Below are 13603 nucleotides of genomic sequence, written 5' to 3' on the forward strand. Positions count from 1 at the left end.
TTCCCCGCTTGTTCTCAGGCGCGCCGCCGCCTATCGAGAGAGGATGATCCTTTTCCCGATTCGCGAGGCCTGAGCCCATGGGCGAGCGCGTGACCCCGCCGCCGGGCGGCGACGACGGCATCGAGACCATCAACCTGCGCGACGCGCTGGAAGAGCGCTATCTCGCCTATGCCCTCTCGACCATCATGGGCCGGGCGCTGCCCGACGCCCGCGACGGCCTGAAGCCGGTCCACCGCCGCATCCTCCATGCCATGCGGCTCCTCAAGCTCGATCCGGGCACGGCGTTCAAGAAGTGCGCCCGCATCGTCGGCGACGTCATCGGTAAGTTCCACCCGCATGGCGACCAGTCCGTCTATGACGCGCTGGTGCGCCTCGCCCAGGATTTCTCCCAGCGCTATCCGCTGGTCGACGGGCAGGGCAATTTTGGCAATATCGATGGCGATAACGCCGCCGCCTACCGCTACACCGAAGCCCGCATGACGGAGGTGGCGCGCCTCCTCCTCGACGGCATCGACGAGGACGCGGTCGACTTCCGCAAGACCTATAACGAGGAGGACGAGGAACCGGTCGTCCTGCCCGGCGCCTTCCCGAACCTGCTGGCCAACGGCTCGCAGGGCATCGCGGTCGGCATGGCCACCTCGATCCCGCCGCACAATGCGGCCGAGGTCTGCGATGCCGCCCTCCACCTCATCGCCAATCCCGGCTGCACCACGCGCGATCTCATCGCCCATGTGCCGGGTCCCGACTTCCCGACCGGCGGCATCATCATCGAGGGCCGCGCCTCCATCGAGGAGGCCTACGAGACCGGCCGCGGCGCCTTCCGCACCCGCGCCCGCTGGCACCAGGAGGACACGGGACGCGGCACCTATCTCGTCGTCGTCACCGAGATTCCCTATGGCGTCACCAAGGGCCGGCTGATCGAGAAGATCGCCGAGCTCATCAACGAGAAGAAGCTGCCGCTCGTCGCCGACATGCGCGACGAGAGCGCCGAGGACATCCGCCTCGTCTTCGAGCCGAAGTCGCGCAATGTCGACGCGACCCTGCTGATGGAGAGCCTGTTCAAGCTCACCGAGCTCGAGAGCCGCATCCCGCTCAACATGAACGTGCTCATGAAGGGCAAGGTGCCGAAGGTCGTCGGCCTCAAGGAGGTGCTGCGCGAGTGGCTCGACCACCGCCGCGAGGTGCTCATCCGCCGCTCGCAGCATCGCCTCGCCGCCATCGACAAGCGCCTCGAGGTCCTCGCCGGCCTGCTCGTCGCCTATCTCAACATCGACGAGGTCATCCACATCATCCGCACGGCGGACGAGCCGAAGAAGGCCCTCGTCGCGCGGTTCGACCTCACCGAGGTGCAGGTCGAGGCGATCCTCAACATGCGCCTGCGCTCGCTCGCCAAGCTCGAGGAGATCGAGCTGCGCAAGGAGCATGAGGAACTGACGAAGGAAAAGCAGGGCATCGAGAAGCTGCTCGGCTCCGAGGCCATGCAGTGGAAGACGGTCTCCTGGGAGATCGGCAATGTCCGCAAGCAGTTCTCCAAGGAGACGCCGCTCGGCAAGCGCCGCACCACCTTCGGCGAGGCCGCCGAGGTGGATGTCGACGCGATTGCCGAGGCACTGGTCGAGCGCGAGCCGATCACCGTCGTGGTCTCCGAAAAGGGCTGGATCCGCGCCCTCAAGGGCCATGTGCAGGACCTCTCCGGCCTCGCCTTCAAGACTGATGACCGGCTGAAGCTCTCCTTCTTCGCGGAGACGACCTCGAAGCTGCTGGTCTTCTCCACCAATGGCAAGGTCTTCACGCTGGAAGGCGCGAAGCTGCCCGGCGGCCGCGGCGCCGGCGAGCCGGTGCGCCTGATGATCGACCTCGAGCAGGAGCACGACATCATCGAGGTCACGCCCTATCGCGGCGGCCGCAAGGTGCTGCTCGCCTCGCGCGAGGGCCGCGGCTTCGTGGTGGCCGAGGACGATCTCGTCGCCAATACCCGCAAGGGCAAGGGCGTGATGGGGGTCGACACGCCGGACGAGCTGGCGGCCGTCCGCTTCGTCGAGGGCGACCACGTCGCCATCGTCGGCCTCAACCGCAAGCTCCTCGTCTTCCCGCTGAACCAGGTGCCGGAAATGGCGCGTGGCAAGGGTGTCCGCCTGCAGAAGTACAAGGAGGGCGGCATGGTCGACCTCAAGACCTTCACGCTCGCCGATGGCCTCACCTGGAAGGATTCCTCCGACCGCACCTGGACCGTGTCGCAGGCCGACCTTGCCGAATGGATCGGCAACCGCGCCGATTCCGGCCGCCTGCCGCCGAAGGGCTTCCCGAAGACGAACAGGTTCGGGTGAGCCGCGCATCGCGCCGAAAATCCGGGCAAATGTGCCGCTGAACTGGCGCAAACTCGGGCTTAAGCGGCGTTCTGCCGCATGCTGAAATTCTCCCTCGCCGGGCTTCGGCCGATGCAAGGGGGAATGACCGCATGACCATCCGCACCATCCTGTCCTCGGTCTGCGCGGCGGCGCTTGTCGCCATCGGCGCGGACGCCGCGCTCGCGCAGGCGCCGTCCACCTCCGCGACGCTCGCGCGCGTGAAGGAGCGCGGCGTCCTCGAATGCGGCGCCAATCAGGGCGTCCCCGGCTTCTCCATGCCGGACAGCCAGGGACGCTGGACGGGCTTCGACGTCGACTATTGCCGGGCGCTTGCCGCCGCGATCTTCGACGACCCCACCAAGGTGCGCTTCAGCCCGCTGTCGTCCAAGGACCGCTTCATCGCCCTGCAGTCCAGCCAGATCGACGTGCTGGCGCGCCAGACGACCTGGACCATCAGCCGCGAGATCTCCCAGGGCATCGCCTTCACCGCCATCAACTACTACGACGGCCAGGGCTTTCTCGTGCGCAAGTCGCTCGGGGTGAAGTCGGCCCTCGAATTCGCCGGCGCCACCGTCTGCGTGCCGCAGGGCACGACCAGCGAGCTCAACGCTGCCGATTATTTCCGCACCCACAACATCCGCTACCAGATGGTGGCCTATGCCACGGTCGACGAGGTCATCAAGGCCTATGAGAGCGGCCGCTGCGACACCTACACGACCGACATGTCGGCGCTCGCCGGGTCGCGCTTCCTCATGCAGAACCCCGATGATCACATCATCCTGCCGGAGGTCATTTCCAAGGAGCCGCTGGGGCCCTGGGTGCGCAAGGGCGATGCCCAATGGTTCGACATCGTCCGCTGGACGCTCTTCGCCATGATCGCGGCGGAGGAACTCGGCATCACCCAGGCCAATGTCCAGGAGATGCTGAAGAGCCCGAACCCGGAGATCCGGCGCCTGCTGGGGGTGGACAGCAACTATGGCGAGACGCTCGGCCTCACCCGCGACTGGGCCCTGCGCATCATCCGCCATATCGGCAACTACGGTGAGAGCTTCGACCGCAACCTCGGCGCCCGCAGCCGCATCGGCCTGCCGCGCGGCCCGAACCGCCTGTGGAACGTCGGCGGCCTGCAATATGCCCCGCCCTTCCGGTGAGGCCCGGAGGCCTCAGGCCTCCACCCGCACCCAGCCCTCGGGCATGAGCCGTTCCTGCGGCAGGAAGCGGGCCTTGTAGTCCATCTTGGCGGAGCCATCGACCCAGTAGCCGAGATAGACGTAAGGCAGGCCCATGGCCTTCGCCCGGGCGATATGGTCGAGGATGATCAGTGTGCCGAGCGAGCGGTGCTGCTGGTCCGGCTCGAAGAAGGAATAGACCAGCGACAGCCCGTCGCCGAGGATGTCGGTGAGCACGCAGGCGACGAGCTCGCCCTTGCTGCGGCCATTGATGGCGGTGTCGGCGTCGCGGCGGCGATATTCGACGAGCCGAGTCTTCACGTGGCTGTCCTCGACCATCATGGCGTAGTCGAGCACCGTCATGTCGGCCATGCCGCCGGAGCGATGGCGGGCGTCGAGATAGGCGCGGAAGGTCGAGTACTGCTCGGAGGTCGGGATGGCCGGTCGCATCTCGCCGACGAGGTCGGAGTTCTTCAGCATCACCTTCCGGAACGAGCGGCCGGGCCGGAAATCGGCCACCGGCACGCGCACCGAGACGCAGGCCCGGCAGGTCTCGCAGGCCGGGCGATAGGCGATGGACTGGCTGCGGCGGAACCCGCCCTGGGTCAGGATGTCGTTGAGATGCGGCGCCTGCGGACCGACCAGATGCGTGAACACCTTCCGCTCCGACTGGCCCGGCAGATACGGACAGGGGGTCGGCGCCGTCAGATAGAATTGGGGCGTGTCGCGGGGTTGCTGCGTCAAGGCGGGGTCCGGTGACGAATCGCCGGGCCGGGCGGCGCGCGACGGATGCTCGAAGATAATCGGCGCTTCGCCCCGGTCAAAGGCTGACCGCCGCACGAGCCCGTGATTCAGCCCTCAGCCGAGCTGGCCCGCCGTCTCGATCCTGACCGCCGGCAGGCCCTCGGCCTCCAGCGCCGCCAGGATCTCGTGGAGATGGGCGCCGTCGCGCACCTCCACGGTGACATCCAGCTTGGTGCCCTTGGCGGGCGTGTCGAGGAAATAGCGGCGGTGCTCCACCGCGAGGATATTGGCGCCGAGCCGGCCGATCAGCGCCGCGACATGGCCAAGCACGCCCGGCCGGTCGTGGATGGTGACGCGGATGGAGGCGATGCGGCTCTCGCGCTCGAGCTCCCGGACCATGATGGAGGCGAGGATCCGCGGGTCGATATTGCCGCCGCAGAGGATCAGCCCGACCTTGCGGCCGCGGAAGCGCTCGGGCTCGGCGAGCATCGCCGCAAGGCCCGCGGCGCCCGCGCCTTCCGCCATGGTCTTCTGCCGCGTGAGATAGAGGTTCACGGCGCGTTCGAGATCGCTCTCGCTGGCGAGCACCACTGCCGAGACATGCTCTCGGACGACGGGGAGCGTTGCCTTGCCGACGATCTTGACGGCGATGCCCTCGGCAAGCGTCGGCCCCCCGATCGGGCGGGTCTCGTTGTGCAGGGCGTTCCACATGGAGGGGTAGAGCGCGGCCTCGACGCCGATCACCTCGATGCCGGGCCGCACCGCCTTGGCCGCCACCGCATTGCCGCCGATCAGGCCACCGCCGCCGATGGGCACGACGAGGATGTCGAGGTCCGGAACATCCTCCAGCATCTCGCAGGCGATGGTGCCTTGTCCGGCCATGACGTGGAGGTCGTCATAGGGGTGGACCCAGACCCGGTCCTCGGCCGCCTGGATAGCTTCCGCCCGCGCCTGCGCCTCCGACAGCGTCTCGCCGTCCAGCACCACGGTCGCGCCATGGCTGCGGGTCGCCGCCACCTTCACGAAGGGGGTCGTCTCCGGCATGACGATGGTCGCAGGGATGCCGAGGCGGCTCGCATGCAGCGCCACGGCCTGGGCATGATTGCCGGCCGACATGGCGATGACGCCGCGCCGCCGCTCGTCGGCGGAGAGCGAGGCGAGCTTCACCAGGGCCCCGCGTTCCTTGAAGGAATTGGTGACCTGCAGGTTCTCGTATTTCACGAAGACCTCGGCGCCGGTGATGGCCGAGAGCGGCGGGGCTGGGAGCATGGGCGTCCGCATGACCTGGCCGGCGATGGTCTCGCGGGCGGCCAGGATGTCGGCGAAGGTCAGGCTCACGAAGGGCCTCCGGCTGCGGATTCGTCCCCCGCAAGGTCGGGGAAGGCTTCGCGGAAGTCCACCGTCGTGGCGCGGGCAGGCGCCGGCACCTGGCCGAGCCACCAGCGCTTGAGGATCAGCAGCCGGACCGCGGAGAGCGGGCCACGCTCGGTGACGAGGCCGACAAGGTCCGGGCGTCCGTGGCCATCTTCCCCATCGAAGCGGCAGGTGGCGGAATGGACGGTGCGCGGTCGGCCCGGGCGCTCGGCGAGATAGGTGATCTTCACCCCGCCGTCGCCGGGTTCGTCGCGCGTCCCGGAAATGACCGTTCCGGCCTCGTGCAGGGCGGGCAGGACCTCGCGGCAGAGGGCGAGGCGGGCAGGGTCCACCACCGGCGTGCAGGCGCCGACGGTGAGGAGCGCTGTCGCGGCGAGGAGGCGGCCGATCACGCGGCGGCGCTGAGGAGCCCGGCGACGCGCGGCGCGAAATAGGTGAGGATGCCGTCGCAGCCGGCCCGCTTGAAGGCGATGAGGCTCTCGACCATGGCGCGCTCGCCGTCGATGGCGCCGGCCCGCGCCGCCATCTCGATCATCGCGTACTCGCCGGACACCTGATAGGCGAAGGTCGGCACGCCGAACGTGTCCTTCACGCGCCGGCAGATGTCGAGATAGGGCAGGCCGGGCTTCACCATGACCATGTCGGCGCCCTCGGCGAGGTCGAGTTCGACCTCGCGGATCGCCTCGTCGGAATTGGCCGGGTCCATCTGATAGGTGCGCTTGTCGCCGATCAGCGTCTTCTTGGTGCCGATGGCATCGCGGAACGGCCCGTAGAAGGCCGAGGCATATTTGGCCGCATAGCTCATGATCTGCACTTCGCTGAGGCCCGCGGCATCGAGCGTCGCGCGGATCGCGCCGATGCGGCCGTCCATCATGTCGGAGGGGGCGATGCAGTCGGCGCCCGCCTCGGCCAGCGCCTGCGCCTGGCGGCAGAGGATGGCGACGGTCTCGTCGTTGAGGATGCGGCCGCACTCGGTGAGCACGCCGTCATGGCCATGCGAGGTGTACGGATCGAGCGCCGCATCGCAGATGAGGCCGACCTCGGGCACCGCCGCCTTGATGGCGCGCACGGCGCGGCACATGAGGTTGCGGTGGTTCTCGGCCTCCGAGCCGACCGGGTCGCGCAGGGCCGGGTCGACATAGGGGAAGGGGGCGAGCGCCGGGATGCCGAGGCGGGCGGCCTTCTCGGCCTCGCGCACCGCCTCGTCGATCGAGACACGGTCGACGCCGGGCATGGTGGCAACGGGCGTGCGTGCCTCGTTGCCGTCGATGAGGAAGATCGGCCAGATAAGGTCGTTGGTGGTGAGCACGTTCTCGCGCACCATCCGCCGGGACCATTCGGTCTTGCGGTTGCGCCGCATGCGGGTCTGAAGGTCGAGCCGCGGGGCAGCCGGGGTCGCGGCATCGGCGGGCTTATGCAGGGCGCGAAGGGTCATGGCCGGTCTCCGCAGCGGCCTAGGCCGCCGGTCATCCTGAATATCACCCTGGAATCGTTCGGAACAGTCCCGCAGACAACGGACCTCCCACGCAAAAAGCACCCGCCGAACGGGGGTCCCCCGCCCGGCTGAATTGACCCTTCTGCGGATCGCTCCATAACCGGCGGACCGTCACGGGGAGCCGGTGCCGATGGATTTCGCCCTGACCGAGGACCAGGAAGCCTTCCGCCAGGTGGCGCGCGACTTTGCGGCCGCGGAAATGGCGCCGCATGCGCGCGACTGGGACGCCGGTTCGGTCTTCCCCGAGGACACGCTGCGCAAGGCCGCGAGCCTCGGCTTCGGCGGCGTCTATGTGCGCGAGGATGTCGGCGGCTCCGGCCTGTCGCGGCTCGATGCCGCGGTCATCTTCGAGGAGCTGGCGCAGGGCTGCGTCTCCACGACGGCCTATATCTCCATCCACAACATGGCGGCCTGGATGATCGACGCCTATGGCCATGAGGACCTCCGGCGCCGCTACGTGCCGGACCTCTGCGCCATGAACACCTTCGCCAGCTACTGCCTCACCGAGGCGGGTGCGGGATCGGATGCGGCCTCTCTTCGCACGCGCGCGGTGCGCGACGGCAATTCCTGGGTCATCAACGGCGCCAAGGCCTTCATCTCCGGTGGTGGCCGCTCCGACATCTACGTCGTCATGGCCCGCACCGGCGGGGAGGGCGCGCGTGGCATCTCCTGCTTCGTCGTCGAGAACGGCACGCCGGGTCTCTCCTTCGGTGCGCAGGAGAAGAAGCTCGGCTGGAAGAGCCAGCCAACCGCCGTCGTCGATTTCGACAATGTCCGCGTGCCGGCCGAGAACCTCGTCGGCGAGGAGGGGCAGGGCTTCCGCATCGCCATGGCAGGCCTCGACGGCGGGCGGCTCAACATCGCCGCCTGCTCGCTCGGCGGGGCCCAGTTCTGCCTCGACCGCACCATCGCCTACATGGGCGACCGCAAGCAGTTCGGCCAGGCGCTGAAGGACTTCCAGGCGCTGCGCTTCCGGATCGCCGACTACGCCACGGAGCTGGAGGCCGCCCGGCTCATGGTCCGCCGCGCCGCCGTCGCCGTCGGCGACAAGGATCCGCGCGCCACGACGCTCGCCGCCATGGCCAAGCGCTTCGCCACCGATGTCGGCTTCGAGGTGGTCAATGGCTGCCTGCAGCTCCACGGCGGCTATGGCTATCTCAACGACCACCCGATCGAGCGCGTGCTGCGCGACGTGCGCGTCCACCAGATCCTCGAAGGCACCAACGAGATCATGCGGGTGATCGTCTCGCGCGACCTGCTCGGCGCGTGATAGAGGCAGGGTATGAGCGAGCCGATTCAAGCCCCCGCCGAACCGGAAGTTCTCCTCGAGCGCCGAGGATCCGCCGGCCTCATCATTCTCAACCGCCCCAGGGCGCTCAACGCGCTGACCCTCACCATGGTCCGCGCCATGCGCCAGGCGCTCGACGCCTGGGCGGTGGATCCCGGCGTCACCCGCGTCGTGGTGACCGGTGCGGGCGGTCGCGCCTTCTGCGCCGGCGGTGACATCCGCGTGCTCCACGACCTCGGCAAGGCCGGCCGCCATGCCGAGGCGCTGCAGTTCTGGCGCGAGGAATACGAGCTCAACATCCTCATCAAGCGCTATCCCAAGCCCTACGTGTCGCTCATCGACGGCATCGTCATGGGCGGCGGCGTCGGCGTGTCGATCAACGGCAGCCACGTGGTGGCGGGCGAGAAATTCGTCTTCGCCATGCCGGAGGTCGGCATCGGCTTCTTCCCGGATGTCGGCGGCACCTATTTCCTGCCGCGCATCCCCGGCGAGATCGGCGCCTATTTCGCCCTCACCGGCGAGCGCATGAAGCAGGGCGATGCCCTCTCGACCGGGCTTGCCACCCATGCCACCGCCTCGTCCCGGTTCGAGGAACTGCGCGAGGCGCTCTGCGGCCGGGAGACCGTCGACCTGGTGCTGGAGGGCTTCGCCCATGCCTCCACCGTGCCGGCGACCGTCACCGCCCGCCGTGCCGCCATCGACGCCTGCTTCCGTTTCGATACGGTGGAGGAGGTGATGGCCGCCCTCGGCACCGCTGCCGAGGCGGGCGACGCCTGGTGTGGCGAGACCCTCACCACCATGCGCACCAAGTCGCCGACCTCCATGAAGCTCGCGCTGGCGCAGGTGCGCGCCGGCCGGTCCATGGATTTCGAGGAGGCGATGAAGACCGAGTTCCGCATCGTCTCGCGCATCTGCCACGGGCACGACTTCTACGAGGGCGTGCGCGCCGTCATCATCGACAAGGACAATGCCCCGCGCTGGCAGCCTGCCGCGGTGGAGGCCGTGACCCCTGCGATGGTGGCCGCCCATTTCGCTCCGCTTGGTGAGAGCGAACTCGTCGCCCCGCCCGTGCCGCGGTCCTGAAGCCGATGTCCGCCGCCCGCCTGCGCACTGCCAGCGACGCACCGATCCCCGCCGACGGCGAGGCGCGCGGCATCGACTGGACCCGCATCTACCGCATCTTCATGCGCGCGCTCGCGGTCATGACCATCGCCCGCGGCCTGTCGCAATGGCTGGTCATCTGCGGCGGCCCCAACGCCGACGGTCTCGGCTTCGAGGAACTGCCCCCGGGCCTCCAGGCCTCGACCGTCTTCTTCGCGGTCATCGAACTCGTGGCCGGCGTCGGCCTCTGGCTAACCTCGGCCTGGGGCGGTGTGGTCTGGATCCTCGCCACCGCCGTGGCGGTGGCCATCGACCTCGCCATGATGGGCGGCATGCAGGGCTGGGTGCAGCTCGCGGCCCGCGCCTGGCCGGCCACCGCGGCCGATGCGGCCCTGCTCTTCTTCTATGCCATCGTCGCGGTCCTCGCCGCGCGCCAGGCGGACCACACCAGCACCGAATGAGCGGCTAAGCCGCCACCCCGGCCGCGCCGGGGCGACCCCAGGGGAGGACTTCATGAGCACCATCGCCTTCATCGGCCTCGGCAACATGGGCGGGCCCATGGCCGCCAATCTCATCAAGGCCGGCCACCGCGTCATCGGCACCGATCTCGCCCCCGCTGCCGTCGAGCGTCATGTCGCGGCCGGTGGTGTCGCGGGCGCCTCCATCGCCGCGGCGGTGGCCGAGGCCGACGTGGTCGTCACCATGCTGCCCTCGGGGCGCGAGGTGAAGGCGCTCTATGGCGGGGCGCAGGGCATCATCGCCTCCGCCAAGGCCGGGGCGATCCTGATCGATTCCTCCACCATCGATGTGGACAGCGCCCGTGCCGTTGCCACGGACGCGGCGGCCCGCGGCCTCGCGATGATCGATGCCCCGGTCTCCGGCGGCGTCGGTGGCGCCACGGCCGGCACGCTCACCTTCATGTGCGGCGGCGACGATGCCGCCTTCGCCCGGGCCAAGCCCTATCTTGAGGCCATGGGCAAGACGATCGTCCATGCCGGTGGGCCCGGGAACGGCCAGGCCGCCAAGATCTGCAACAACATGATCCTCGGCATCACCATGATCGCCACCTCCGAGGCCTTCGTGCTCGCCGAGAAGCTCGGCCTCGATGCGCAGAAGCTCTTCGACATCGCCTCGAAGTCCTCCGGCCAGTCCTGGTCGCTCACCACCTATTGCCCGGTGCCGGGCCCGGTGCCGACCTCGCCGGCAAACCGCAGCTATCAGGCGGGCTTCACCGCCGCGATGATGCTGAAGGACCTGAAGCTTGCCCAGGATGCCGCCCGCTCTGCCGGGGCCGTCACGCCGCTTGGCGCCGAGGCGACCGCCCTCTACGGCCTCTATGCCGCCCAGGGCGAGGCCAGCACCGACTTTTCCGGCATCGTCAATTTCCTGCGGGGGAAGTGACCCCCACTTCCCTTAGGGAAGATGTTGGCTCGCCCCTGACCGCGCGGAAGCTTGTCACCACGGGCTTCCGCGCCGTCATCGCGCTATGATGAATGCCGGGTTTCACCGGTCGCGGGCAGTCGATGGATTGCTCTGCCGCCCCTTGGTTGACGATGCCTTTCCCGGGTCTGAACAGTCTGTGAAGATCACAGCCGATGCCCTTGGAAATCCGCCCTTCCCATCGTTGACGGAAGCTTGCCGAAAACCCGGTCGGTTGATGAAAAGACAATGAGATATTGCCGAGAGATCAACGCAATAACTTGTTGATCTAATAGTGGTTAAGCCGCCTTCATCGTGTTTGTTCGGGCGCTCTTAAAATTCACGGGGCTAGGTTGGCATCACACGAGCGGTGAACAGGGCCGCTCGGCCGAGGGTCAAAAAACAGCCCCGGCGCCAACCCGGACAAGAGGCGTCCCATGAGCATGATGACGAAGACGCGCGAGGTTGCCTCGCCGCCGATCTCCCCCGAGCGTCTCGAGCGTTTCGAGGCCATCACCCCCGTCTATATGGAGGCCCTGACGCTCATCGAGCGCCTGCACCGCCGCCTGCTGGACGTGATCAAGGATGAGTTCGACCGCCGCAGCCGCTCCGACATCAACGCCGTCCAGGCGCTGCTGCTCTTCAACATCGGCGACCGCGAACTGACCGCCGGCGAACTGCGGACCAAGGGCTACTATCTCGGCTCCAACGTCTCCTACAACCTCAAGAAGCTCGTCGAGATGGGCTATCTGTCCCACCAGCGCTCGCGCATCGACCGCCGGTCGGTCCGCATCTCGCTGACGGACAAGGGCCACGAGATCGCCGCCATCGTGCAGGCCCTCTACGCCAAGCACGTCCGCACGGTCGAGCAGGTCGGCGGCGTCAGCCTCGATGACTTCAAGGCGCTCAACAAGTCGCTGCTGCGCCTGGAGCGCTTCTGGACCGACCAGATCCTCTACCGGCTCTGAGGCGATCCATGACGCTCCTGTCCACCGACATGGCGCTGCTGCTCTCCGGCGTCGCCATGGTCCTGATCCTCGCCGAGACCATGCTCGGCGTGACCGGCACCGCGCTCTTCGTCCGCGACGAGACAAAACGTCGCCCTTGAGCCGAGGGACGTGATCTTCGACGGCCGGCCTTCCGACGGGAGGCCGGTCGTCGCCGTTCTGGGCGCCCCGTCACGGCTGCCATGCGTCCTTTCACGCATCTGTGCGGGCGGAACCCGCCACAAACGCCTTGAGTTGGTCACATTGATTGCCATAGGTGAGGCTGACGCCGCTTGGCATTCCTTAAGGATAATGGTGTTTGCTCCCCGCCGGCGGGAGCGGACCCCGCCGATGATCCGGAGCCGACCTTTGACCGATCGCTTCACCACCAGGCTTGACCGGCGCGCGCTGCTCGGCGGCATGGCCTCGCTGCCGGCCCTCGCGCTCGCCACGCCCGCTTTCGCCCAGCAGGGCCGCGCCGCCGTCGCCGAGTGGTCCGACAGCTTCGACGCCGGCTCGCGCAGCCGCTCGACGCGCAATCCCTATCCGGTCCTCGGCCCCCACACGGTGCAGGGCCTGGAGATGGCCATCGGCCAGTATCAGCAGATCGTCGCCCGCGGCGGCTGGCAGCCCGTGCCCGATCGCGAGCGCCTGCGCATCGGCGCGCGCCGCCCGGCCGTCATCGCCCTGCGCGACCGTCTGATCGCCTCGGGCGATCTCGACGCCTCGACCGGCCGTTCCGACATTTTCGACAGCTTCGTCGACACGGCGGTGAAGCGCTTCCAGACCCGCCACGGCATCTCGCCGGATGGCCAGGTGCGCGACGCCACCTTCGCCGCCCTCAACGTGCCGGCCGAGATGCGACTGCGCCAGCTCGAGACCAACCTCGTCCGGGTCCGCGCCTATTCCGGGTTCCTCGGCAATCGCTTCATCGTCATGAACATTCCCGCCGCCCAGCTCGAGGCGGTGGAGAATGGCACGGTCGTCTCCCGCCACGTCACGGTCGTCGGCAAGATCGACCGCCAGTCGCCGGTGATCTCGACCCGCGTCCAGGACATCAACTTCAATCCCTACTGGACTGTCCCGGCTTCGATCATCCGCAAGGACCTCATCCCGAAGATGCAGGCCGAGCCCGACTACCTCGCCAAGAACCGCATCCGCGTGTTCAACGGCCAGGGCCAGGAGGTCGCGCCGGAATCGATCAACTGGAATACGATGGAGGCGATGAACTATCGCTTCCGCCAGGACCCCTTCGAGGGCAACTCGATGGGCAATGTCCGCATCAACATTCCCAACCAGCATGCGGTCTACATGCACGACACGCCCTCCAAGGGCCTGTTCGGCGAGGACCAGCGCTTCCACTCCTCGGGCTGCGCCCGTGTCCAGAACGTCCGCGAGCTCATCGCCTGGATCCTGCAGGGTACGCAGTGGAGCCGCTCCGAGATCGACCGGATCTTCCGCACTACCGATCGCGTCGACGCCAAGCCGCTGCAGCCGGTGCCGGTCTACTGGGTCTACATCACCGCCTGGGCCAATCCGGACGGCCTCGTCCAGTTCCGCGAGGACATCTACCAGCGCGACGGCATCGGCCCCCAGGCCGCGACGGGCATGGGCCAGCCGGTCGCCCTGCGCTGACGGCCCCGCCGCTTCTGCTGCTTCGAAAGCCCGGCCTTGCGCCG

Annotated in this window: 13 protein-coding genes; 9 read left to right on the top strand and 4 right to left on the bottom strand. The window is 68.2% G+C overall.

The window, feature by feature from the left end; genetic code table 11:
• Positions 1 to 77: 77 nt before the first annotated feature.
• Both parC and C8P69_RS01095 read left to right on the top strand, forming a co-directional pair.
• A complete protein-coding gene (gene parC / locus C8P69_RS01090; RefSeq protein ID WP_108174013.1) occupies positions 78 to 2327 on the top strand; it encodes a DNA topoisomerase IV subunit A in 2250 nt (749 codons plus the stop codon).
• A 149-nt stretch (positions 2328 to 2476) separates the two neighbouring features.
• A complete protein-coding gene (locus C8P69_RS01095) occupies positions 2477 to 3499 on the top strand; it encodes an amino acid ABC transporter substrate-binding protein (RefSeq protein WP_425440736.1) in 1023 nt (340 codons plus the stop codon).
• A gap of 12 nt (positions 3500 to 3511) precedes the next feature.
• On the opposite strand, the gene C8P69_RS01100 is transcribed toward C8P69_RS01095, so the two are convergent.
• The 4 genes from C8P69_RS01100 to hemB all read right to left on the bottom strand — a co-directional run bounded on the left by C8P69_RS01100 (position 3512) and on the right by hemB (position 7070).
• The gene (locus tag C8P69_RS01100; RefSeq protein ID WP_108174015.1) at positions 3512 to 4261 is read right to left on the bottom strand and encodes an arginyltransferase; all 750 of its coding nucleotides are present in this window, start codon (positions 4259 to 4261) and stop codon (positions 3512 to 3514) included.
• A 114-nt stretch (positions 4262 to 4375) separates the two neighbouring features.
• Positions 4376 to 5542 carry a threonine ammonia-lyase gene (locus C8P69_RS01105; RefSeq protein ID WP_245901846.1) on the bottom strand — a complete coding sequence of 389 codons (1167 nt, stop codon included), beginning with the start codon at positions 5540 to 5542 and terminating at the stop codon, positions 4376 to 4378.
• Between the two features lie 53 nt (positions 5543 to 5595).
• A complete protein-coding gene (locus C8P69_RS01110) occupies positions 5596 to 6027 on the bottom strand; it encodes a hypothetical protein (protein WP_108174017.1) in 432 nt (143 codons plus the stop codon).
• A complete protein-coding gene (hemB, locus tag C8P69_RS01115) occupies positions 6024 to 7070 on the bottom strand; it encodes a porphobilinogen synthase (protein WP_108174018.1) in 1047 nt (348 codons plus the stop codon). The genes C8P69_RS01110 and hemB overlap by 4 nt, the downstream gene beginning before the upstream one ends.
• 190 nt (positions 7071 to 7260) lie before the next feature.
• Here hemB and C8P69_RS01120 point away from each other — a divergent pair, with 190 nt between their 5' ends.
• From C8P69_RS01120 to C8P69_RS01145, 7 genes are all read left to right on the top strand, one after another.
• A complete protein-coding gene (locus C8P69_RS01120; RefSeq protein ID WP_108174019.1) occupies positions 7261 to 8400 on the top strand; it encodes an acyl-CoA dehydrogenase family protein in 1140 nt (379 codons plus the stop codon).
• Positions 8401 to 8412: 12 nt separating this feature from the next.
• Positions 8413 to 9501, top strand: coding sequence for an enoyl-CoA hydratase/isomerase family protein (locus tag C8P69_RS01125; RefSeq protein ID WP_108174020.1), 1089 nt, complete (start codon positions 8413 to 8415; stop codon positions 9499 to 9501).
• A 5-nt stretch (positions 9502 to 9506) separates the two neighbouring features.
• Positions 9507 to 9980, top strand: coding sequence for a DUF6163 family protein (locus tag C8P69_RS01130; protein ID WP_108174021.1), 474 nt, complete (start codon positions 9507 to 9509; stop codon positions 9978 to 9980).
• 52 nt (positions 9981 to 10032) lie between these two features.
• A complete protein-coding gene (gene mmsB / locus C8P69_RS01135) occupies positions 10033 to 10920 on the top strand; it encodes a 3-hydroxyisobutyrate dehydrogenase (RefSeq protein ID WP_108174022.1) in 888 nt (295 codons plus the stop codon).
• Positions 10921 to 11381: 461 nt separating this feature from the next.
• Positions 11382 to 11906, top strand: coding sequence for a transcriptional regulator LdtR (ldtR, locus tag C8P69_RS01140; protein ID WP_245901847.1), 525 nt, complete (start codon positions 11382 to 11384; stop codon positions 11904 to 11906).
• A gap of 8 nt (positions 11907 to 11914) precedes the next feature.
• The gene (locus tag C8P69_RS24380) at positions 11915 to 12046 is read left to right on the top strand and encodes a hypothetical protein (RefSeq protein ID WP_273510454.1); all 132 of its coding nucleotides are present in this window, start codon (positions 11915 to 11917) and stop codon (positions 12044 to 12046) included.
• A gap of 247 nt (positions 12047 to 12293) precedes the next feature.
• The gene (locus tag C8P69_RS01145) at positions 12294 to 13559 is read left to right on the top strand and encodes a L,D-transpeptidase family protein (protein WP_245901818.1); all 1266 of its coding nucleotides are present in this window, start codon (positions 12294 to 12296) and stop codon (positions 13557 to 13559) included.
• Positions 13560 to 13603: the final 44 nt, after the last annotated feature.

This window comes from Phreatobacter oligotrophus, from assembly GCF_003046185.1.
GTDB lineage: Bacteria > Pseudomonadota > Alphaproteobacteria > Rhizobiales > Phreatobacteraceae > Phreatobacter > Phreatobacter oligotrophus.

Coding starts and splice junctions, on each gene's coding strand:
- ldtR (WP_245901847.1), top strand. CDS start 11,382: ATGATGACGAAGACGCGCGAGGTTGCCTCGCCGCCGATCTCCCCCGAG.
- C8P69_RS01130 (WP_108174021.1), top strand. CDS start 9,507: ATGTCCGCCGCCCGCCTGCGCACTGCCAGCGACGCACCGATCCCCGCC.
- C8P69_RS24380 (WP_273510454.1), top strand. CDS start 11,915: ATGACGCTCCTGTCCACCGACATGGCGCTGCTGCTCTCCGGCGTCGCC.
- parC (WP_108174013.1), top strand. CDS start 78: ATGGGCGAGCGCGTGACCCCGCCGCCGGGCGGCGACGACGGCATCGAG.
- C8P69_RS01105 (WP_245901846.1), bottom strand. CDS start 5,542: ATGCGGACGCCCATGCTCCCAGCCCCGCCGCTCTCGGCCATCACCGGC.
- C8P69_RS01125 (WP_108174020.1), top strand. CDS start 8,413: ATGAGCGAGCCGATTCAAGCCCCCGCCGAACCGGAAGTTCTCCTCGAG.
- C8P69_RS01120 (WP_108174019.1), top strand. CDS start 7,261: ATGGATTTCGCCCTGACCGAGGACCAGGAAGCCTTCCGCCAGGTGGCG.
- mmsB (WP_108174022.1), top strand. CDS start 10,033: ATGAGCACCATCGCCTTCATCGGCCTCGGCAACATGGGCGGGCCCATG.
- hemB (WP_108174018.1), bottom strand. CDS start 7,070: ATGACCCTTCGCGCCCTGCATAAGCCCGCCGATGCCGCGACCCCGGCT.